General features: G+C 62.3%; 17 protein-coding genes and 1 pseudogene. 15 read left to right on the top strand and 3 right to left on the bottom strand.

What is annotated here, in order from left to right:
* Positions 1 to 118 precede the first annotated feature (118 nt).
* From ACH79_RS04455 to ACH79_RS04490, 8 genes are all read left to right on the top strand, one after another.
* A complete protein-coding gene (locus tag ACH79_RS04455; RefSeq protein ID WP_161849941.1) occupies positions 119 to 694 on the top strand; it encodes a polysaccharide biosynthesis/export family protein in 576 nt (191 codons plus the stop codon).
* 396 nt (positions 695 to 1,090) lie between these two features.
* On the top strand, positions 1,091 to 2,413 hold the full coding sequence (locus ACH79_RS04460) for an outer membrane beta-barrel protein (protein ID WP_161849942.1): 1,323 nt from the start codon (positions 1,091 to 1,093) through the stop codon (positions 2,411 to 2,413).
* Positions 2,394 to 4,706: an AAA family ATPase gene (locus ACH79_RS04465; protein WP_161849943.1), complete on the top strand. Its 2,313-nt coding sequence runs from the start codon at positions 2,394 to 2,396 to the stop codon at positions 4,704 to 4,706. The genes ACH79_RS04460 and ACH79_RS04465 overlap by 20 nt, the downstream gene beginning before the upstream one ends.
* Positions 4,707 to 4,747: 41 nt before the next feature.
* Positions 4,748 to 6,100 carry a VpsF family polysaccharide biosynthesis protein gene (locus tag ACH79_RS04470; RefSeq protein ID WP_202639172.1) on the top strand — a complete coding sequence of 451 codons (1,353 nt, stop codon included), beginning with the start codon at positions 4,748 to 4,750 and terminating at the stop codon, positions 6,098 to 6,100.
* Between the two features lie 18 nt (positions 6,101 to 6,118).
* Complete coding sequence (locus tag ACH79_RS04475; protein WP_161849944.1) at positions 6,119 to 7,192, top strand: glycosyltransferase; 1,074 nt, start codon at positions 6,119 to 6,121, stop codon at positions 7,190 to 7,192.
* Positions 7,185 to 8,282: an acyltransferase gene (locus ACH79_RS04480; protein ID WP_161849945.1), complete on the top strand. Its 1,098-nt coding sequence runs from the start codon at positions 7,185 to 7,187 to the stop codon at positions 8,280 to 8,282. The genes ACH79_RS04475 and ACH79_RS04480 overlap by 8 nt, the downstream gene beginning before the upstream one ends.
* Positions 8,279 to 9,328, top strand: a complete 1,050-nt coding sequence (locus tag ACH79_RS04485) for an acyltransferase (RefSeq protein WP_246738418.1) — start codon at positions 8,279 to 8,281, stop codon at positions 9,326 to 9,328. Before ACH79_RS04480 ends, ACH79_RS04485 begins: the two co-directional genes overlap by 4 nt.
* A 3-nt stretch (positions 9,329 to 9,331) precedes the next feature.
* On the top strand, positions 9,332 to 10,771 hold the full coding sequence (locus ACH79_RS04490; RefSeq protein ID WP_161849946.1) for a lipopolysaccharide biosynthesis protein: 1,440 nt from the start codon (positions 9,332 to 9,334) through the stop codon (positions 10,769 to 10,771).
* Positions 10,772 to 10,793: 22 nt separating this feature from the next.
* Here the strand turns inward: ACH79_RS04490 and ACH79_RS04495 are convergent, their stop codons facing one another.
* The gene (locus tag ACH79_RS04495; RefSeq protein WP_161849947.1) at positions 10,794 to 11,894 is read right to left on the bottom strand and encodes an endo-1,4-beta-xylanase; all 1,101 of its coding nucleotides are present in this window, start codon (positions 11,892 to 11,894) and stop codon (positions 10,794 to 10,796) included.
* A 205-nt stretch (positions 11,895 to 12,099) separates the two neighbouring features.
* Here ACH79_RS04495 and ACH79_RS04500 point away from each other — a divergent pair, with 205 nt between their 5' ends.
* From ACH79_RS04500 to ACH79_RS04515, 4 genes are read left to right on the top strand one after another with little or no spacing between them, the layout of a single operon-like run.
* Positions 12,100 to 12,894: a WecB/TagA/CpsF family glycosyltransferase gene (locus tag ACH79_RS04500; protein ID WP_161849948.1), complete on the top strand. Its 795-nt coding sequence runs from the start codon at positions 12,100 to 12,102 to the stop codon at positions 12,892 to 12,894.
* Complete coding sequence (locus ACH79_RS04505; protein WP_161849949.1) at positions 12,891 to 14,168, top strand: glycosyltransferase; 1,278 nt, start codon at positions 12,891 to 12,893, stop codon at positions 14,166 to 14,168. The genes ACH79_RS04500 and ACH79_RS04505 overlap by 4 nt, the downstream gene beginning before the upstream one ends.
* Positions 14,169 to 14,178: 10 nt before the next feature.
* Positions 14,179 to 15,354, top strand: coding sequence for a glycosyltransferase family 4 protein (locus ACH79_RS04510; protein WP_161849950.1), 1,176 nt, complete (start codon positions 14,179 to 14,181; stop codon positions 15,352 to 15,354).
* A complete protein-coding gene (locus tag ACH79_RS04515) occupies positions 15,351 to 15,764 on the top strand; it encodes a hypothetical protein (protein ID WP_246738419.1) in 414 nt (137 codons plus the stop codon). Before ACH79_RS04510 ends, ACH79_RS04515 begins: the two co-directional genes overlap by 4 nt.
* 23 nt (positions 15,765 to 15,787) lie before the next feature.
* Here ACH79_RS04515 and ACH79_RS04520 read toward each other — a convergent pair whose 3' ends face one another.
* On the bottom strand, positions 15,788 to 16,609 hold the full coding sequence (locus tag ACH79_RS04520) for a class I SAM-dependent methyltransferase (protein WP_246738420.1): 822 nt from the start codon (positions 16,607 to 16,609) through the stop codon (positions 15,788 to 15,790).
* 551 nt (positions 16,610 to 17,160) lie between these two features.
* Here ACH79_RS04520 and ACH79_RS04525 point away from each other — a divergent pair.
* Positions 17,161 to 17,511 (top strand): hypothetical protein, encoded by a 351-nt coding sequence (locus tag ACH79_RS04525; RefSeq protein WP_161849951.1) that lies wholly within the window; start codon positions 17,161 to 17,163, stop codon positions 17,509 to 17,511.
* A gap of 18 nt (positions 17,512 to 17,529) precedes the next feature.
* On the opposite strand, the gene ACH79_RS04530 is transcribed toward ACH79_RS04525, so the two are convergent.
* Positions 17,530 to 19,827: a calcium-binding protein gene (locus ACH79_RS04530; protein WP_161849952.1), complete on the bottom strand. Its 2,298-nt coding sequence runs from the start codon at positions 19,825 to 19,827 to the stop codon at positions 17,530 to 17,532.
* Between the two features lie 288 nt (positions 19,828 to 20,115).
* Here ACH79_RS04530 and ACH79_RS04535 point away from each other — a divergent pair.
* Positions 20,116 to 20,340: pseudogene (locus ACH79_RS04535) on the top strand (DsbA family protein); the annotation flags it as partial.
* A gap of 202 nt (positions 20,341 to 20,542) precedes the next feature.
* Complete coding sequence (locus tag ACH79_RS04540; protein WP_161849954.1) at positions 20,543 to 21,448, top strand: amino acid ABC transporter substrate-binding protein; 906 nt, start codon at positions 20,543 to 20,545, stop codon at positions 21,446 to 21,448.
* The last annotated feature ends 25 nt before the right edge of the window (positions 21,449 to 21,473 follow it).

Consider the following 21,473-nt stretch of genomic DNA (forward strand, 5'->3'; position numbering starts at 1 on the left):
TCTAATGATGTGAAGCACGCGTTCACCAAATCGAGCGGAACTCTCGCCTTCACATTCTTTCGCCGTTTTTGCTTCCATATGATCCGCAGCTGTTACGTGCATTCATGGAGATGCAGCCATGCAGCAACGGTCGTTCAGCGCCGGCCTGACGCTTCCCTTTCTCTTCGTCCTTGCGATCGCCGGCTTCAGTGCCGGTCAAGCTTCAGCACAAACGTCGTCATCGTCATCGTCTGCGGACGGTTACGTTCTCGGTCCGAACGACCGAATCAGACTCAAGGTGTACGGGGAACCCGACATCACCGGCGAGTATGAAATCAGCAACAGCGGTCAGGTTTCGATTCCGCTCGCCGGCCATATCAAGGCTGCGGGCGCGACGACGCGGCAGCTCGAAAAGTCGATCGCGTCCGCACTGGCAAAGGGAATCGTGCGTGATCCCCGCGTCAACGTCGAGATCGCGCAATACCGCCCGTATTACATTCTCGGCGAGGTGAAGAAGAGCGGCGAATACCCGTACCGCAACGGATTGACGGTCATGGATGCCGTCGCGAGCGCCGGCGGATTCACGTATCGCGCCAACGAAAACAAGGTCTTTCTACGCCGCGCAGGCGCTGGTGCAGAAGAGACTTATCCTCTTGACGCTCCCGTTCCGGTCTATCCGGGCGACAACATCCGAATTCCGGAGCGCTACTTCTAGCCATCCACGGAACTGCAGATGAGGTGAATGCCGCTCGCGAGCGGATGACAGCGTTCGTGTTGCGCTGTCATCACAAAATTTTTTGCGATTGCGAAAAATTTTGCAGCGCGGGGAAATTTTTCCGGCAAGGCGCGTTGCAGGCGTGCGCATCACTTCAATCTCACAATCCAAAATCCTTGCGCCCGCGTACCGAGTATGAGGCCTGCCGTTTCTATGCGCAGTCGACGATCATTATTTGAGCGATGGGCCTCGCCCAATATGTGTTCGCCGCCTTCGCGCTCCCGCAAGGGATGGGTGATGGGATTCGAATCTGCATCGTTGAATGCGTCTAAAGAAAGCGGAGAGCGAGTCTGTTCGATACGCGTTCTCGATCTAAGCCGCTTCAGCCTCTTGCCCATGCCGGCGGCTGCCATCCTGCTGGGTCTTGGCTCGTCGGCGAATGCACAGGCCATTCCGTGGACCAGCGGGGAATTCGCTTCCCCGTGGAACTCGCAGAAAATCTTTGAGCCGTCGTCGCTGCCGGACAGGACCGACCCGGAAACCCGCGAAGAGATACCGCCCGAGGACATGCCGGTGAAGAAGCGACAACAGCCTGGCTATGAACCCGTCGGCATTCGCTCCGGCTCGTGGATGTTCAACCCGTCGCTGACCGCCGGCACTTTTTACGACAGCAACGTCTTTGCGTCGAACACCGCGCCGCGTTCCGATATTGCGGCCGTGATCGAGCCGACGCTGCGCGCGCACTCTTTATGGGGACGGCATGGCGTCGATCTGAAGCTGGATGCGCAGTCGACGGTCTATAACCAGTTTTCGAGCCTGAACCAGACCAACGCCAGCCTGAAGGGCAATGGCTGGCTGGACATCGCGAAAGACACGATGCTGCTGGGCAGCTTTCAGGTGGCGCATCTGAACGAAGGCGTCGGCACGCTCACTTCGCCCGCCAACGCGATATCGCCGACGCCGTACAATCTGATGTCGGGCGACGTCACCCTGCGCAAGGAGTTCAACCGGCTGACGACATCGGTCGGCTTCCGCACCGATTCCTACGACTACGGATCGACACGCGCGCAGGACGGCACCGTCATCAACCAGGACGCCCGCGACGGGCAGATCTATTCCCTGCACAGCCGGATCGACTATGCCATCTCCTCCACGCTCGGCTGGTTCGGCGGCGTGGAAGGCAATCAGCGCGATATCAGGGGAACGCCCGGTCACACCCTGGACTCGCAGGGCTATCGCGCGCTGTCCGGCATCACCGTCGGCTTAAGCAATCTGGTCACCGGCGAGTTCGGCGCAGGTTACGTCCAGCAGCGCTTCGACGATCCGTCGATTGGAAACATCGAAGGTCCCTCCTACCGCGCGCGGTTGACGTGGCGGCCGACGCGCCTGCTCGATGTTCACTTCAATGCCGAACAACTCGTCACGCAGACCACCGACACCAGCGCCACCGGCGTGCTCGCGAATGCGGTTCAACTCGGCCTCGATTACGAACTGCGGCGTAACATCATTGTGTCGCTCGCCGGCGGCTACGAGAACGACAAGTTCTTCGGCCAGATCCGCAAGGACAACGTGATCACATCGGACACGCGCGTCAAATATCTCGTCAACCGCTTCGCCGCCGTTTCCGCCTACTACCGCTACACCAAGCGCGACAGCGACGTCCCCGTCTTCAGCTTCGACAAGCATCTGGTAGGTATGAATGTTACAGCGCAATTCTGACCTGCCCTATGTGATTCCCGACGAGCCTCCGGTCCGGCCGGCCGAAAGCTGGCAGTATCCGACCGTCGATTTGCGCGAGATGGGCCGGATCCTGCGCCGCCGCTACAAGATGGTGGCGCTGCCGGCCGCCGTCCTGCTCAGCCTGGCAGTGGTCTATCTGTTGTTCGCCCCCACTCTATATACGGCTACCTCAACCGTGCTGGTCGATCCGCGCCGCGCCAATGTCGTCGAGACCAACCAGTCCGTGCTGTCGAACTTCGGCACCGACGACGCAACGATCGAAAGCCAGACGCTGCTGATCCAGTCGGTCGCCATCCTGACGCGCGTCGTCGGCAAGCTGAAGCTGACGGAAGACGAGGAATTCACGCCAAAGCCCGGCCTGCTCGATCCTATCAAGAGCCTGTTCCGCAGCAGCGGGCCGAGCGACGGCGCCAGCCCGGAGGACGCCGCCAAGTCGCGGTCGGTCGATATCCTTCAGAAGCGGATGAAAGTGACGCGGCAAGGCACCACCTTCCTCGTCGACATCGCCGTCAGTTCGCAATCGCCGCAAAAGGCCGCCACCATCGCCAACGCGATTGCTGATGCTTACTTCGACGAGCAGGTTCGCGCCAAATACGACGCCACGCGCATTGCGGCGACTTGGCTCAATGGACAGATCGATGATCTGAAGTCCAGAGTTGTCGCGTCCGAAAAGGCAGTCGAGGATTTTCGTTCTGCCAACAATCTGATGGTGTCGCAGGGCGTAACGCTCAACGACCAGCAGATCACCGACCTTAACGGAAAGCTGATCGCCGCCCGGGCGCAAACGGCAGAGGCGCGGGCAAAGCACGAGCAGGTCCAGGATATCGCGAAATCGGGCGGCGATCCTGGCGGCATCAACGCGGCGATTTCCTCGGAAATGATCACGAAGCTGCGGACCCAGTACGCCGATATCGCCAAGAACGAAGCCGATCTCTCAAGCAAGTACGGCGCGCGTCATCCTTCCGTCGCCAACGTCCGGGCGCAGCGGCGCGATACGCAGCGGCTCATCAACGAGGAAATCAAGCGAATACTGGAGAGCACGAAGCACGACTATGACGTGGCGCGTTCGCGCGAAGCGTCGCTGCAGCAGAGTCTCGACCAGCTCCAGGGCGTCTCCACCTCTTCAGGTCAGGCCCAGGTGCGCTTGCGCGAACTGCAGCGCGAAGCCGAGGCCAATCGCACCCAGTATGAGTCCTATCTCGCACGCTCCAAGGAAACGACCGCGCAGGAGAGTCTGGAAATGCCGGATTCGCGGATCGTGACCAAGGCCAGCATTCCGATCAGGCCGTCATCGCCCAAGACGATGCTGATCCTCGGCCTCGCAATGATGCTCGGCCTTGGCGCCGGCAGCGTGCTGGCATTCCTCGCCGACTATCTCGACGACCGCGTGAAGACGCTCGAACGGGCCGAAGCCATTGCGGGCGTGCCGGCGCTTGCCGCCGTTCCGTTGATCGGCTCGCGCGAGCTCGCCGGTCTCGCCCGGCGCGGACGAAAAGAACTCGGTCGCTATGATCCGAAGACCACCAAGCTCCTGCCGGCGCCGCTGCAGCCGCCCTTGACGCGCTACGCGATCGACGAGCCCGGCACGTTCTTCGCGGAAGCGATCCGGGCCGTTCGCCTTGCGCTGCAGCGGACGATGCGATCGCAGCCGGTGAAGGTCGTGCAGGTCACTTCCGCGCTCGATAGCGAGGGCAAAACCACGCTGGCCATCAACCTGGCGCAGTCGCTGGCCACGCTCGGCATCCGGACGCTTCTCATCGATGGCGACCTGCGCAATCCGCAAGTGACGCACGCGCTCTGTCCGCGCGCCGACGCCGGGCTTCTGGAGGTCGCGATCGGTCGCGTCGCGCCGGAGCATGCCGTGCTCGTCGACCAGAGCACGGGCCTTTCGATTCTGCCGTCGACCAAGATCCAGCAGGTCGAATACATCACGGAGCTGATGTTCTCGGACCGGATCGTCGATGTCCTCGATTACTTCCGCCACCGCTACGAATTGATCGTGATCGACTCGCCGCCGCTGGTGCCCCTGGTCGATGGCCGCGCGCTCGCCGAACTGGCCGATCGCATCATTGTGGCGCTGGCCTGGGATCAGACCCCCGGCGAAGTGCTGTCCCACGCCATGGACCTGCTGTCCCCGGTCAGCGACCGGATCATGGGAACAGTGTTGACCCGCGTCGATCTCAGCCGCCTGCAGTTCTACGACTATTACCGCAGCTCGGCCTATCTTAAGCCGTACGGCACCGCGGGCCTCCATGCCGGAGCGGCGCGGTGAGAACGCGAGGACCGTTAAACGGATCTGCAGGCGTCGCACAAATGCGCCGCCGCCCCCTTGTATTGGACGCGGTGCGGCCGGCTCATACACCTGGGCGCATCGCGAGTGCCGATGCGTTCATCGAACGGATCGCGACCGGCTTGATGCTGCTCGCCGTCGTGGCAACCTTCACGCTCTCGTCCTCCGTGCTGACCAACTGGAAGATTCATTATCTCACGGCGGGCGGAAACTTTTACGAAAAGCTGCATCCGGCGACCTATTTCACGGTGCTCGCCTTCTCGCTGCTGTTGATGCGCAGCCGCGGCCCGATCGGCGAGATCAACCGGATGTTTTCCGAATCGAAGCTGCTGCTGGCGTACTTGCTGTGCTGGCTGCTTCTGCTGGTCCAGGTGATCGTGCTCGAACGCCCCTTCACGGTCATTATCGACACGTTCCTGCTGCCGATCCTGATCGCGATGGTGATGTGGCAATTGTCACCCGCGCAACGGCGCCCGCTGGTTTGGGCCATTCACTTCACGATCCTGCTGAACGTCGTGCTTGGATATTATGAGTATTTCTCCGGCCATCGGCTGATCCCACTGACGCTCGGCGATGTCGTGGTGATGGGAGAATGGCGCTCCGCGGCGCTACTCGGCCATCCGCTCACCGCTTCCGGCATCGTCGGCGCCTACGTTCTGGCGCTGGTGCTTCGCCCGGCGATTTGTCCGCCGATTCTGCTGCGGCTGCCCTTGATCGCATTCTGCCTGGCATCGCTGATGGCGTTTGGCGGCCGAACTTCGCTGGTTACGGTGCTCGCGGTCATCGGACTGATCGGCGGCTTCGAGGCGCTGCACCTGATACGGGGAAAGCGAATGCCGCTTCCCGCGGCCATTCTCGCCATCTGCGTGCTGTTTGCCGCCGGCGCCATTATCTTCGCGGCGCTCGACCTCGGCATTTTCGACAAGATGCTGCTGCGCTTCTCTTCCGACAAGGGCAGCACGCTGGCGCGCTACGCCACCTTCAGCCTGCTCTCGCATTTCGACTGGAATGAACTGATCCTCGGTCCCAACCCGGTCCGGGTGAACGCGCTGCAGTCGCAGCTCGGCCTCAACTATGGCATCGAGAATTTCTGGATTTCATCGGTCGTGCAGTTCGGCCTCATCCATACCACCCTGCTGACGATCGGACTGGTCTGTTTCTTCGTCGAAATGCTGCGCCGTTCGAGCGCCGCGGCATGGGCGATCATGCTGCTGATCGTCATCATCGCGGCGAGTTCAGTGAGCTTCTCGTCGAAGAACATTCAGCTCGCGCAGTTCGTGATCCTCGTTTCAGTCCTGCTGCCGCGCGAGCAGCGGCGCGTCGCCGCGCCCTCGCAAATTCGCCCGCACGTCACCTACCGGTCCGTTGCGGCATAACTTCGGGATTCTCTTCGCATGGCTATCTATATCGACAACACCCATCTCGGACGCCACGTCACCGGCCTCGAACGCATCACGCTGGAGCTGTTCTCAGCTAAAGCGCTTGCGCCGCTCGATGTCGTGCCGGTGACGGCGCAGGGGCTTCGCCAGATGCTGACAACGCAGACGCTGGGGTTGCCGATGCGGCTAGCTGCTTCGTCCTCCATCTTGCTCTGCCCCGGCTTTCCGCCCAGCCCGCTGCTGCGGCCGTTTGCCTCGCGGGTGCTGCCCTATATCCACGATGACTTCCTGATCACGCGGCGCGCTGAGCTGAATATGCGGGCGCGGCTTTACATGGCCGGCCCATTCAAGCTCGCCTTGCGCCACTACCCGCGCTTTCTGGCAAATTCCGGCGATACAAGGCGCAAGCTCGCCGCGCATTGCCGGTCCGACGCCGAGGTGACGCTCTATCGCCCCGCAGTGCGCAACGTATTTGGGCTCGACCCGGGGCAACGCGGCGAACGCAGCGCGCAAGCTCGACCGCTTCGGCTGATCGCGCTAGGTACGGTAGAGCCGCGCAAGAATTTTCCAGCGGCGGCGAGAATCCTCGAAGCCTTGCGGATGCAGGGATTTTCGGACGCCACGCTGGATATCGTCGGAAGGCCGGGATGGGGCAACGACGGGCAGGCGCTTGAGCAGCAGCCGGGCGTGACGCTGCACGGATATCAGTCTGCCGAGCGGGTCAATCAACTGCTTGACGCCGCCGATCTCTTCATCTGCACGTCGCATGACGAAGGCCTGGGATTGCCGCTGCTGGAAGCGCAATATGCCGGTCTGCCGATCATCGCCCCCGATGCCGCCATCTTCCGCGAAGTGCTCGGCGAGTCCGGCATCTATATCGATACCGCCGATCCCGCTTCCGCCGCCGCGCGAATCGCGTCTGCTTTATCGAACGAGGATTGGCGCGCCCGGTACATGGCACAGGCGGTACGGAATCTCGCCCGCTGGAACGATCTGGCCCGCGGCGACCGAGAGAACGTCATCAGCCTGATAGCCCGCCTTGCTCACCACCAGGGAAACGCTGCTCCGGAGTACCGCCGCCTTGCATGACAGCAGCGCCACAAGGCACCAGGACGGGTTACGGATCATTGCGGCCGGCGCCGTGGTGATCCTTCACTATTCCGACTACTTCAAGGACGTGCCCATCGGCCAGTTCATGGTCGCCCACACCTGGCATTTCAATCTGTTCGTCGATCTGTTCTTTGTGGTCTCCGGCTTCGTCATCGCGCGCCAGTATTTCGGGCGCGTCGACGATGCCGCATCGATCGGCCGCTTCCTCTGGCGCCGTCTCGCCCGCATCTATCCGCTGCATCTAGCCACGCTCGCCTTCTATGTGGCGCTTGCCGGCGCGCTTCATTTGGGCGCCGCGCGGACAGACAACCCCGCCCGCTACCCGCTTTCCGACCTGCCTGCACAATTCTTGCTGCTTCACGCCTTCATCGGCGAGCGTCTGACGTTCAACTTCCCGAGCTGGTCGCTCTCGGCGGAGATGTTCTGCTATCTGCTGTTCCCGGTCGTTGCACTGATCACCCAACGCCGCAACGAGGCGATCATTGCGCTCGTGGTCCTCACGGCCCTCGCCAACTCCCTTTGGGTGGCGGCCGCTGGGACGACGCCGTGGGCCGACTGGATCAACCAGGGCGGCGCCTTCCGGGCTCTGCCCGCCTTCAACCTCGGTGTGGCCTGCTATCTGTTTCGCGACCGGATCGGACGTTGGCCCATGATTCCTGGCGCGCTCGCTGCATCGCTGGCGGCGTTTATCGTGCTTGGCTCGTGGCTGCCGACGATGACCGCGCTGCTCGCCATCTATGCTATCGCGCTGCTCGCCGTTCAGGCGGACTGCGCCGGACGCGAGACGCAGCTGTCGCGGCTCGGCTTCGATCGCTGGTCGCCGCTGACCTATTCCTGCTACATGCTGCACATCCCGGTAGCGACCGTCGTCATCACCTTCGGATCGCGGCTGCTTTCCCTGTCGCCGCATGAACGACTCGTTCTGGCGCCGGTGGCGATCGTCGTTCTCGCCATCGCGAGTGTCGTGTCGCTGCGCACGTTCGAAGCGCCGCTGCGGCGATATCTGACCGAGGCATACGACCGCCGCGCCATCAGGCCCGCGGTGTCGCGGCAGGAGAGCGCACGATGACGGTCGTCGAGCGCCTGCCGGCAAACCCTGCATCCCTGAGCGTCCCGCATGCGCCGGCCAAAGCCCGCGACGGCGTCGTCGACACCATGCGCGGCATCGCCATTCTGATGGTGATCGGAATTCATTCGCTGCCGCAGCCGCTCGACGGGGCCTGGGCAAAATCCCTCGATGCGGCGCTGCGGCCCTGCGTGCCGGTGTTCCTGTTCGCGTCCGGTTATCTCACCGCGCTCTCCGGCCGCGTGCCGCTCGCGAAGCGGCTAAGGGCGGCCCTGATCCCCTACGCGATCGCGTTCGTCGCCGCGTATACCTACATGGCGCTGCACAACCCGGCGATGGACCATCGCATCAGCACGACGCTTGCCCGGTTCGGACTGGGATACGTATTCGTCTACTATTACGTCTTCGTCTATGTCTGCTGTACAATCGGCCTGTGGCTCGTCTTTGCGGCCGGCGGGGACGGACACGCTTCAAGGCAACGCATCGCGACGCTGCTGATACTCTCGATCAGCTGCGGATTGGTGGCCGGCAGCTATCTCGACCCGACCATGTCACGGCTCGGCGCCTCGGACGCATTGCTCGACGAGCTCCGCATGCGCGACATTCCGTTCTGGTTCTCGTTCGTCGCGCTCGGCGCGCTGACCGCGATGTTTGCAGACCTGACTGCTCAGGGCGTGCGCCGTACGTTGTTTGGCGCCATGCTGGCGGCCTACGTACTTTATGCCGCCGTGCGCATTCTCAACCTTGGCGACGCCGCCACTTACGATTCGATCGCCTTCTTCCTCTATGCGGCCCTGTTCTGCGTTGCGCTGTTTGCCATTCAGCCGAAATCTCCGCTGCTCGGGTGGATCGGCTCAGGCAGCTACTTCATCTATCTCTGGCATATCTTCGTCGTCATGGCGCTGCGCGATCACACAGCGCTGCGCCAGCTCGACGGCGTCGCCGGCTTTGCCGTTACCTGTGGCGTGACCGCACTCGTTTCGATCGCCGCGCTGCTCGCTGTCAGGCAACTGGCCTCACCCCGAATCTGCCGCTGGTTGGGGGCTTAAGAGATGCTCCTCAAGCACACCCTGCTCTATCTGCCCGCGCAATTCGTCGGACCGCTGTTCCAGCTCCTGGCAATGATCGTGTGGACGCATGTCGTTGACGAACACACGCTCGGCGTCATCACGCTGATCACGGCCACGCATGAACTGCTGCAGATCGGCTTCCTGGCCTGGTGGTCGCAATATGCGCTGCGTTTCCTCGGACGTTACCAAGACGCAGGCGACGCGCCCCGTTTCTATCGCACCGAGAACGCCGTGTTACTCGCGTCCGTCATGCTGCAAAGCGCGGCCGTGGTCGGAATTCTGCTTCTGGTGATCGCGCCCGGCGCAGGAACGGGCCTTCTGCTCGCCACCGTCGCCTATGTGATCACCCGATCGCTCAATCTCTACATCGGCGAACGCGCCCGCGCGCGACAGCAGATCCGGGTCTACACGATCCAGCAGGTATTCGGGCCATCCGTCGGGTTCTTAGTGGGCCTGGTGTTGATCAAGCTGATCGGCCAATCGCCGGAATGGCCGCTGGCCGGCTACGCACTTGCGCAACTGATCGCCGCGCTCATCGTCCTGCCCTGGATCGGCTGGAGCCATCGCCTGTGGCCGATCGACCGGGAGATCGTGGTCCACGCCCTGCGCTATGGCCTTCCCCTGATCGTCGGCGGCGCGCTCGGCTGGGTCGGCCTCAATGCGTCGCGCTTCATCATCAGCCAATTCTCAGGCGTGGCCGCAGCCGGGTTGTTCGCGGTCGGCTATGGCCTGGGCCAGCGGGCCGCGGCGGTCGCGGCCATGCTGGTGACGGCAGCGGCGTTCCCGCTGGCGGTAAAAAGCATCGAGCAGGGCGGCAGCCAGGCCGGCATGCGTCAGCTTGCCACCAACAGCGCGCTTCTTGTCGCCATCCTGGCGCCGAGCCTTGCCGGCATCATCATGCTGCGAACGGAGATCGTGCACCTCCTGATCGCGGCGCCGTTTCAAGCGGTGACGCTCGCAATCCTGCCGCTCTCGACGCTTGCCGGCGCGATCCGCAACCTGCGCGCTCATTTCGGCGACCAGGTCTTTCTGCTGCAAAACCGCACGCGCTGGATGATGGCGATTGCTGCGATCGACGCGTCGACAACCGTGGTGCTGAGCGCTCTGTTCCTGCCGCGCTGGGGATTGACGGGCGTCGCCGGCGCCACGGTGCTGGCGGCGCTGGCCGCCGCCATCGTCAGCTTTTCGATCGGCTTTACCAGGTTTGGCTTGCGCCTTCCGATCAGCCATCTCGTGCGCATCGCATTGGCTACGATTGCGATGGCCGCCCTGCTGCGGATCTTCCCGGAAGCTCGCACCCTTGCCGTGTTGGCGGCGCATGTCACGGCAGGCGCCGCCGTCTATTTCGGCGCGCTTGCCGTGCTCTACGCGCCGTCACTGTTGCGGATGCTCCGTCCACGCCCCCAGCATTCGGGCGTATGAGCGGATCCGACACGGTCGGCGGCTACGACTTCCGGACATTTTCGAACGCGCGCGCCATCGCATACCACAGCGGCTTCTTCTGCATCGACGAATCGAACGGCAGCGGCCGCGGCAGCCGCTGCGCGAGAGGATCTTTCTTCTTCGCCGCATCGGTATAGAACGAGTAGTTATCGGCGAGTTCCCACGCGATCACCATCTTGACCGCTGGAACGCGCAACGCGTTGTTCAGATACTTCTCGGCGGTCTCCGCAATCATGGCGTCGCGCGCTGCGATGTCGTCCGGAAACGTATCATCGCGCACGTCGAATTCGGTCAGGTAGATCTCGACGCCACGGTCGGCGAGCGCGTGCAGGAATTCGGCGAAACGTCCGGGGTCGTGCGGATAGCGCGGCTGCAGGTGACTTTGCAATCCGACGGCATGCAGCGGCACGCCGGCGTGCTTCAGTTCGTCAACCAGTTGCAGCAGGCCTTTGCGAACCGTGAGACCGACATCATCATCGCGCTCGCTCTGCGCTTCGTTGAGAACCAGTTTTGTCTTGCGGTCGACCATCGCCACGCGCTCGAAGGCGCGCCGCACATAGCCGGTTCCGAACGTGTCGTACCATGGACCGAGCCGGTAGCCGCCGGGAGCCTTGTGCCCCGGCCAGAACGGTTCGTTGACGACGTCCCATGAATGCAGCTTGCCGACATAACGGGCAGCCACGTCCTCGATGTAGGAATCGAAGAACTTCTCGCGCTCGGTGCTGCTCATGCTCTTGATCCACTGTGGAACCCATTCGTTCCAGATCAGGCAATGGCCGCGCATCGGAATGTTGTTGCCTGCACAGAATTGCAGCAGACGATCGGCGCTCTCGAATCGCTTCGGTCCCGGTTGCGGCGCGATGGTTCCCATCTTCATCGCGATGTCCGTCGTCACGATGCGCGTCTGCGTCTGATACAGCTCGCGATAGGCAATATCCTTGTCGATCACCGGGCCTGCAGCCGCGCCGAACACAATGCCGTTACGAGCCGCGATGGCGCCGAGACTCTGCGCTGGCTGCGCGGCGAGTGCCTCCTTTCCGTAAGAAGCAACGCTTGCTCCTGCGATGAGAGCGAGCGCATTTCGCCTCGACCACTGCTGCATAGCTGATCTCCATCATGTGAATGCTTCGCCGCCATGTCTAATCGTTCGCAACGCGGCATCGCCATCGTTGCGTCGCATTAGTTCGATTTCGTGACGATGTCAGTCGAGAAATTCTTCGACACATAGTTCCCGTCGCGACGCGACGGGCATGTCGATAGTCCAGCGTGAACGCGTCTCTCAATCAAATCATCGTCAGGAGGTCGACATGGCGGAACCGCCAATATCGTTGCAGCCCAGCCTCAGTGTCGACGGCATCACCATCAATGTTCCCTCGCTTCCGGAAGCTGTTTCATCCATCGTGTCGGCCGCGCAACGTGGCGACAATTTCAGCGTCTGCACACTGAACCTCGATCACGTTGTCCAGTTGCAGCAACACGCGAACTTTCGCGCCGCCTATCGACGTGCCCGATTTGTCACAGCCGATGGATTCCCCATCGTCGTACTGAGCCGTCTCATGGGCACGCGAATCGAGCGCACGACCGGCGCCGATCTCGTCGAGCCGGTTTGCGCGGAAGCCCGCAAGAAAGGACTTCCGGTCTTTCTGTTGGGTGCGAACGATGTCACACTGAAAACAACGGCGCGCCGCTTGGCGGAACGATTCCAGGGATTGCAGATCGCGGGATGCTTTGCGCCGGGACCGGGGTTCGATCCCTATTCCAGCGAAGCCGATGCCGCGATCGAAAGCATTCGTGCCTCAGGCGCGAAGCTCTGCTTCGTCGCGCTGGGCGCGCCGCGTCAGGAACTGTTCGCGGCGCGATGCCTCGACGAGTTGAATGGAACCGGCGTGCTGTGCATCGGAGCCGCGCTCGATTTCATCGCGGGCACGCAGAACCGCGCGCCGTCCATCGCGCGCAAAACCGGGCTCGAATGGGCGTGGCGCATGCTGCGTGAGCCGCGCCGGCTCGGTCCCCGCTATGTCAAATGCATGACGGTGGTTCCGCGTCTCGTGGCGCGAACCATTCCGCAAATCGTCCAGGCACGCATGAGGAAAGCGGCATGACTTCAACATTGACCCTGGCGCTACGTGCGCGAAATGCTACTCGGATCAAGCCACGTTACCAGATCTGTCTGATTCATCCGTTCGATCCGCGCGGCCAAAAGGTCGGCGGCCTCGAAACATATATCCGCGACTTCATCACGTTTCATCCCGTCGACACCGACATCCTCTTCATCGGCGTCGACTCGACAGGCGAGCTGGAGCTCGGGCAGCTTCACCGGCTGACGTTCCGCGGCCGCGGCTTCGACTTCCTGCCGATCCTGCACTACTCGGATCAGCAGGCCCGCGAAGCGGCCCGCAGCATCCGAACCTCGCTGACCGGGCAATTCTTCATGGCGCTGCTCCGTCATTTCCGGCCGATTGCGAAACTGATCCGTGCGAGACGATGCTCGATCGACCTGCGGCGGGTAGAATTTTCCTGGCTGCCGGCGATCCTGCGGCTTCCCTTCGTGCAGATGCTTCACGGCGAAGGCGCGCCGAAGCTGCAGATGGATTCGCTGCTGCGGAAATATTCCTTCGTCCACAACACCGGCGAGCGGTTCGCCGTCGCCATGAGCGAGAAGTTTCTTTGCGTCAATCCGTTCATCACGGAGCGGCTGCAGCAGACCTATCCGCGCCGCAAGGACAAGATCGATACGCTCTGGACGTGGGTCAACACCGATATCTTCAAGCCGCAGGTCTGGCCGCTGAACTCTTCGCCGTTCCAGATCGTGTTCGCAGGCAGGCTCGACGAATTCAAGGATCCGCCGTTGATGTTTCGCACCATCGACCGCCTGCGGCAGCGATTGAACGGCGATGTCAGATTTCACTATATCGGCACCAGTGACCCCCACCGCTTCGAGGAGTTCGCCGCGATCGAAGACATCACCGTCCGCCACGGCTTCAAGGATGCCGCCGGCATGGCGGAGACGCTGGCAAGCGCCCATGCCGGAATCCTGACGTCCGAGTTCGAGGGCATGCCGCGCTGCGTGCTCGAAACGCTCGCGGTCGGCCGACCCGTCGTCGCCATGCACCTGCCGCAGCTCGAATCCGTGATCCGGCCCGGCTTCAGCGGCTATCTCGTGCCGCGGAGCGGCAGCCGCGACGAGATGATCGATGCGCTGGTGCAACGGTTTGTCGATGTCCGGGATGCCATCGAGATGGGTGCGATGAACCCGGTGCAGGTCGCCGACACCATCATGGCATTCACGCCAAGCACTCAGCTCGCGCGGGTCTTCCGCTATCATCATGAAATTCAGGATGCGCGCGGACTTGCCGCCGCGGCGCCGACCTATTGAGGGCGCCGGCTTGAACATCCTTCTGTTGACCAGCGAGTTCGCTCCCGCGATGGGGGGAATTGGGACCTACGCCCGCGAAATTGCCGCGGCCGCCAGCCGGCTCGGCGCCATGGTCACCGTGGTGGCGCCGGACTACGCGCAACAAACCGACGACCGCTCCCTGCCCTTCGAGGTCATTCGGTTTCGCGGCGGACTTCATTCCATGCGCGACCTGCCGCGCAAGATCATGCTGGCGCGGCGCGGTGTGCGCGGCGACCGATATGACGTGGTCCATGCCGCCGATTGGCCGTTCTTCATCCCGCTCGCGCTTTCGCGATGGCGAACGCCGGCGCGGGTGTTGATGACGGTGCATGGCACCGAGATCAACGAAACGCAGACGCCGCTAAAGCGCATGGCGATACGCAGCGCCGGCGTGTTCGGGCCACGGACGGAGGTCGTCGCCAACAGCCGCTTTACCGAGACGCTGTTCCGCGAACGGTTTGCCGTCGACCCGCGGCGGATCAGCGCGATCAATCTCGGCGTATCGGAATTCTGGTTCGGCGGACGACGAACGCGCCGGGAGATTCGCCTGGCCCATCGCCTGCCGGAAGACCGCCTCGTGATGATCACGGTCGCGCGCATCACGCGCCGCAAGGGGCATCATCTGACCCTCGCTGCACTGTCGCAGCTTCCCGACGAACTGCGCAGTCGCATCACCTGGCTCGTGATCGGACCCGACGGCGAAGCCGATTATGTCGGCGATCTGCGTCGGGCTGCCGGCGAGGCAGAATGCGACATTCGTTTCCTTGGGCCCCAATCGAACGAGGAAATTCGCGATCTCTACGCGGCCTCGGATTTCTTTTGCCTGACGGGGATGCCCGATACGACCGGCCGGGTCGAGGGATTTGGATTGGTCTATCTCGAAGCCGGAGCCGCCGGCCTGCCGAGCGTCGCGACCGACGTCGGCGGGGTGGCTGACGCCGTGCTCGCCGACGAGACAGGAATTCTCGTGCCGCCATCGGTCGAGAACATATCGCAGGCGATCGAAGAGCTGGCCACGGATCGGGGACTGCGCGCCATTTTCGCGGCAGGCGCATCCGCCCATGCCCGCGCCCTTTCGTGGGAACGCTGCGCGGCGACAACCTATGGCCTGGCCTATGCCGGCAAGCGGGCATCTGCGAACCACGCCATGGGAAAATCGGCATGAGGCTATGGGTTGCGACCGCGATGCTGCTGGCGATCGCGACCGGTGCGGCGCGGGCGGACAACGAGAACTGCCGCAAGAGCCGCGAGTATCTATTGGCAACGCCCGGCGGCGACCAGGCCCTGACGCCACAGGCCTATAACGACCTGTTCAAGATCTGCATCGCAACGTCGGCCATGCCCAACGTGAAGGATGCGTACATCCTGAAGGACGGCGGCATCGCCGTGATCCCCAAGCAGGACAGCGTTTCGGCAACAGCCTCCACGCTGGCGCAGTTTTGCGACGCCCATCCTCACGGCGTGCTGCGCTTCATCACCCGCAAGGAAAAACTTGTTATCCGCTCCGTAACCGACGTCGCACGGATATCGTCGACCTCGTCGACGCCATGCAAGAAGATCAAGGGCATTTCGTAGAGTAGCGCGCCAACCGTCAAAGCTCATTTTTGCCGGTTGTAATAATCCGGCATGGCATGCGGATCCATCGCCTGTTCGGCCCTGCGCCCGAGAAAGAAGAATCCGCTGGCGGCATCTGCTGCGGCCCGGCCACGGCCGAATGCATCGAGATACCTGATCCAGAAGAACGGCAGCACGATCAGCCGCGACAGCTTGTTGCCCGCGCCGAGCGCGCGCGCGAAATAGCGGATCGACCATTCAAGCGCCACGCCGGCGCCGCCGACCGGTCCGGCGCTGACTTCCGAGAATCGCCTGAACAGCCAGCGGTGACCGCTCTGCGTGAAACGCGAGAAGTCATAGGCCTGCTCATGCACCTGCTGCATGAACGGCGTCTCCGCATAGACCAGGCCTTCCAGGCGCAGCACCCGGTGCAACTCGGCAACGACCGTTGCAGGTTCCAGCACGTGTTCCAGCACCGCCTGCACCCAGACGCCGTCGAACACGCCGTCTTCGAACGGCAGACTGTGGGCGTCGGCCACCAGCGCGGTATGCGGCGAGGCATAGACGTCGGTGCCGACGATTTCGATGGAATCGTCGCGGTAGAGTTCGTCTGCGCCCAAACCGATCGTCCCGCCTCCGATCACGAGCACGACCGGCCGCCTCGACTCCCGCTTTAACAGCTCGATGAATTTTGCACTGTTGGAAACCGCAACCGGATTACCGCCGAAGGTAAGACGATGCAGGCGTGATCCGATGGAACGGCGGCTGACGTCCCGCCGCAGCGCCGAGCCGCTCTCGGCCTCATACATCCTGCGCTCAAAAATGCTGGCTTCAAAATCGATCAGCACCGGCTGTGCGCCGACCACCGGAAACCCGGCCCTGCTATAATCGCAGGCGCGGTTCGAACAGGACGGCTGTGACCAAACGTTCCGCAACGCCGCCGAACAATGAGGGCAGCGTAGACGTTGCTTCCAGTGCGCGGGTTCCGTATTCGCTACCGAATGATCGACGGCAGAAAGCTGCAAAGAAGGACCTCGTATTCATTTCTTCTGCCCTGCCGCCCACTCCTGACTTGCGATCGATGCTAGTTCGAACGCAATGGCAGCGCAACAAAGGCGGGGCCGGGAACAATTTGGATTGCAATTCGGATGTCGCGGCCAGCTTCAGCCAGACGCCACCATGAGGCTGGCAGGAATGCAACGCACAAACCCGCCTGCTGTTTCGAGCAAATTCTTGGATTTCTCCAACCGCGTTCCAATGGACCCGGTTCACGCAGCCGGCCCGCTCGCGACTCGGGCCTCCGCCGTCGTAACCCGACGTTGATGACGTCGCGGTCGGAGATTGACAATTCCCATTCCTGAGGAAACCTTGGTCTGTCGGCCCCGGCTTGCCAGCTGATTGGTCGAGGAGTTGTCTGGTGTCAGCCCGTGAACCATCGCAGCGACCGGACGGATCCGGCCCGCTTCAGGTTTTTGTTCTCGACATCGATCGAAGGCCGACGCTGGCGTTCGAAGCAACCGGCCTTGCCGAGGCGCAGGAAATCTGTCGCGACGCCGACCTGCAGGCCGATCTGACTGCGCTCACATCGGACGGCGTCCCGGTATGCCGGTCAAACTCGACACTCAGCCCGAGGGCAGCAGCGCAAGAGGAGATCGCTGCATTCCGGCATGCAGCCGAACGGGCGCCGGCATCCGGCCAGCCGACCATGGTGTTCCTGATCAAGATCGACGGCGTCATCGTCGTAACCGTCGGCCCTGACCACGCCTGACCCGGCGCGTCGATGCGGTCAGGTGAAGAGCAGATGATGCGCCGTCAGGGACGCGATGCCGGTGAGTTCGTCCGATGCATCATGTCCGGGATCCATGCCAGCGTCATGACCGGAAAGATGCCCGACGTCGGCTGTAACGGTGGATTCGGATCGGCTCACATCGTGCCCGATGAAGTCTGCTGCCTTGAAGACACCTGCCGCGTCGAACCTGACTGCCTCGCTGAAAACAAACGTATCGTTGCCCGCGGTAGCGACCCTTTGTGCGATCCCTCCGAAGTCCATCTGCCGAGGCGCCGCATCGAGGATGAACTGATCGCTGAAGCCGCCGGCAAAGTGCTGCAGAAAGTCAGGAAGATGACCTGCCGCATCAGGGCCGGCGCGTTCGAAGGCGTTGCTGTCGACCGGCTGCTGAGGCGCAGCGCTGGCGGCGATCGCGAACGAATAGAGGTCGGAGCCGTCGGCATGGCGAAGGAGCTGGCCGATGATCTTGCCGGCGCCGTCGGTCGCCAGCACTTGCAGCGTGCTGCCAGAGCTATTCGCCAGAGTGGCGAACAGCTCGCGGGCGTCGATGACGCCATCGGCGAACCGCAGGAATTCAAGGTGGGAGAGATGATCACTGCCGTCGCGACCCGCGATCCGGTCATTCACGATCAATTGGCCGTCGGCAATCGCGATATCATAATCGCGGATGTTGCCGGTGAATCTGGCCGTATCGATCTCGGCCCCGCCGTCGATGATATCGTCGCCTATCCCGCCGGTGATGACGTCATTGCCCGCGCCGCCATCGATCACGTCGTTGTCCGTCGCGGCGCCGGAAAACCAGTCCTGGTGGCTGGCCGTGTCGACATGGATATTGTGGACGTAGAGATCGAACGTGCCGGGCGAGCTCGCATTGGCGGCGTCGGCCGGCGCCAGCGCGACGCCGTTGATCAGGAAATCCTTGATATGCAGCGCCCGCCCCGGCGTAGCGTTCGCCAGGTTGATGTCGATGCTGGAGATCAGGCTCGGATTGACGAAGCTGATCGTGAAGGTCTGGTACTCAGACGGATCGGCCGCCGGCTTGAATTCCATCAGCCCGGAGACCGGTTGGCCGTTGACCTTGATCTGAGCCTGCGCGCCGACACCACCGACCACCGAGCCGTAACCAACGAGGGTAACGGTCGTTACCGACAATTTGCCAGTGGTCGCGGGCCCGCCGACAATGATGTCCGCACCGGCGCCGCCATGAATAACGTCATCGCCCAGCCCGGCATCGATCGTGTCATCGCCGCGGCCGAGATCGATGAGGTCGGCGACGGCCGATCCCGTTATTGCAAGGTCGGGCACGGCCCCGCCGCCATGGAAATACTGCGAGACGACGGCTTCGGCCGGCTTTCCCATGACGGAATAGCCCGTGCTCGAATACTGGTTGTTGAGATCCCATTGCCAGAGCTCGACGCCCTTGAACCAGCCGCCGCCGTGGGCGGTCCAGACCTGGAGGAAGGCGTTGTAGGCATCCGCCTGCTCCTGCACGTCGGCTGTACCATTGCTCGTCCACGATCCCGGCGAGATGGCGGTGCCATCGACGCTGCGATAGCCGACCTCGGTCATCAGCAGCGGCTTGTCGTATTTCGTAGCGAGCGAATGCAGAAAATCGACCGGCGATTTGTAGTCGAACGCCGCCGCGTAATACGGGTTGACCGGAACTTCGGTCCATGCGTCGATCAGATCCTGCACCGTCGGGGCATTGCTGGCCGTCAACGGCGGATAGGTGTTGACGCCGATCGTGTCGAGCTGATCCCAGAAGCTGACATGGGAAGCTTCGTCGGTCGCCGCCGCATAGGTCAGTTCGCCGTGATAGACGTCGCGGACGGCACCGATGATATCGATCCAGTAGCCGCGATATGGCGCGCCGGAGAGGCTGCTCATCTCGTTGCCGATTGCGAACGTCTCGACACCTGCGGCCTGCGCGATGGTGGCGAGATGCACGATCTCAGCCTTGTAGGAAGCGAAGAAGTCAGCGACATCGGCCGGCGCCAGGCTGGACACCCGGGTTCCGTTCAAGGTCGAGAGCGCGGCCTTGAACAGCACCGACAAGCCGGCATCGTGCGCGGCCTGAAAACCCGCCAGCAGGCTGGCGTCGCTTTCGGTCTTGGCCGGATCGGCGAAGACGGAGTTGGATGTTCCGGTCTGTGTCCAGATCCGGGCGGTCAGCTCGATCGAATTCGATCCGAGCGACGCTATCTTTTGGAATGCCTGCTTGGCCGAGGCGCTCGAGAACTGTCCGTTCCATTCGGACAATGCGCCAAAGCCTTGAACATCGAAAGTACTTGTCACCTGCGCACCCCGCCATTGTGCGACGGATAACGCGAGGGATTAACGTTCAGCTTAAAATCACTTCGTGTTTCTACGCGGTGACCAACGATATTTCTTCAACGTGCACCCCGCGCATCAAGGCACCAAAGAGTTCCAGCGCGGGAACTCCACCCCTACTCTTCAATCAGCGCTCAACACGTCGCCGAACTGCTCCCACGAAATTCCATTCCAGAATACCCGATGACCACCACCGCCCTGCCAGCTACCGGACCGAGGGCACGATCTATGCGCGATGCATTGCGCGAACCGCTTGTCGCGAGATCGCAGGATCCCGCCGTCAAGAACCGGTTGATGGAGCTGACGCAGAGCGCCGTCGATCGCGGCGCTTTCGGCTCACCGACGTTCTTCGTCAATGACGAGATGTTTTTCGGCAAGGACCAGCTCCCGTCCATGCGAAACAGGTGCACACCCACCTGGGGCCCGGGGCGCGGGAGGCTACTGACGCGTCGGGCACAGGGGGTAGTTACATTCTGAAAATGACCCACATCCGGACGTTCGGCGGCCGCGTTGGGCCCCCACCGGACCCGCGGCTTGCCGATCAAATTGTTCGATAGCTGGTAGAAGCAGGCTTTGATACCGCGCGAGAACAATGTCGGCTAAGACGGTGATCGTGTTGCTGCGGGCGATTTGCTCAGGCCCCTTCACAAGAACTGCCGATGCTTATGGAGAAAAAGCGATGCGCCTGTCTGCGGCGATGATCGCGGCTGCCCTGTTGGCCGCGCCTGCAAATGCGACCGAACTGAGCGGAACGCTCCTGAAGATCAAGGAGACGAACAGGATCATCCTCGGCATTCAGGAAGCTTCGATACCCTTCAGCTACCTGGACGGCGATCAAAAGGCGATTGGATATGCCGTCGACATCTGCCTGAGGATCGTCGACGCGGTGAAGCGCGAACTCAATGTCGCGAATGTTGCCGTCGAGACGCTTGCAGTCACGTCGTCCAATCGCATTCCGCTCATGATGAATGGGACAGTCGACCTCGTCTGTTCTTCCACCACCAACAATGCGGATCGGCAGCGCCAGGTGACGTTCACAAACTCGCATTTCCTGTCGGCAACCCGCTTTGCGACGAGGAAGTCCGACAACATCACGACGATCGACCATCTGAAAGGCAAGCCTGTCGTTGCCATATCGGGCTCGACCAACATGGTGCAGCTCAATCAGGTCAATACCGCAAAAAATCTCGGCATCGCAGTGCTGGCCGCCAAGGATCAGGCCGAGGCGTTTCTCATGCTGGAGACCGGCCGCGCGGCCGCGTACGTGCTCGATGACGTGCAACTCGCCGTCGCGATCGCGCGATCAAAGGATCCGTCCGCCTACGCGATCAGTGAGGAAGCCCTGTCCAGGGCCGAACCTTACGGGATCATGCTGCGCAAGGACGATGCACCGTTCAAGGCCGTGGCAGATCGGGCGACCGCGGATCTGTACAAAAGCCCGGAGATCGAAGCGATCTACAGGAAGTGGTTCGAATCGCCGGTGCCGCCCAACGGTCTCAATTTCAAGACTCCGATGCCGGCGGTCCTGCGCAAGGCGTTCGCCAATCCGTCGGACAGCCCGGACCCGGCAAGCTACGAACGCTGACGGCATATCGTCCGCGTTACGGCAC

The organism is Bradyrhizobium sp. CCBAU 051011 (assembly GCF_009930815.1).
GTDB lineage: Bacteria > Pseudomonadota > Alphaproteobacteria > Rhizobiales > Xanthobacteraceae > Bradyrhizobium.

Excerpts from the sequence above, each read along its gene's own strand:
- ACH79_RS04455 (WP_161849941.1), top strand. The coding sequence starts at position 119 with ATGCAGCAACGGTCGTTCAGCGCCGGCCTGACGCTTCCCTTTCTCTTC.
- ACH79_RS04460 (WP_161849942.1), top strand. The coding sequence starts at position 1,091 with ATGCCGGCGGCTGCCATCCTGCTGGGTCTTGGCTCGTCGGCGAATGCA.
- ACH79_RS04465 (WP_161849943.1), top strand. The coding sequence starts at position 2,394 with ATGTTACAGCGCAATTCTGACCTGCCCTATGTGATTCCCGACGAGCCT.
- ACH79_RS04470 (WP_202639172.1), top strand. The coding sequence starts at position 4,748 with ATGCGCCGCCGCCCCCTTGTATTGGACGCGGTGCGGCCGGCTCATACA.
- ACH79_RS04475 (WP_161849944.1), top strand. The coding sequence starts at position 6,119 with ATGGCTATCTATATCGACAACACCCATCTCGGACGCCACGTCACCGGC.
- ACH79_RS04485 (WP_246738418.1), top strand. The coding sequence starts at position 8,279 with ATGACGGTCGTCGAGCGCCTGCCGGCAAACCCTGCATCCCTGAGCGTC.
- ACH79_RS04490 (WP_161849946.1), top strand. The coding sequence starts at position 9,332 with ATGCTCCTCAAGCACACCCTGCTCTATCTGCCCGCGCAATTCGTCGGA.
- ACH79_RS04495 (WP_161849947.1), bottom strand. The coding sequence starts at position 11,894 with ATGCAGCAGTGGTCGAGGCGAAATGCGCTCGCTCTCATCGCAGGAGCA.
- ACH79_RS04500 (WP_161849948.1), top strand. The coding sequence starts at position 12,100 with ATGGCGGAACCGCCAATATCGTTGCAGCCCAGCCTCAGTGTCGACGGC.
- ACH79_RS04505 (WP_161849949.1), top strand. The coding sequence starts at position 12,891 with ATGACTTCAACATTGACCCTGGCGCTACGTGCGCGAAATGCTACTCGG.
- ACH79_RS04515 (WP_246738419.1), top strand. The coding sequence starts at position 15,351 with ATGAGGCTATGGGTTGCGACCGCGATGCTGCTGGCGATCGCGACCGGT.
- ACH79_RS04540 (WP_161849954.1), top strand. The coding sequence starts at position 20,543 with ATGCGCCTGTCTGCGGCGATGATCGCGGCTGCCCTGTTGGCCGCGCCT.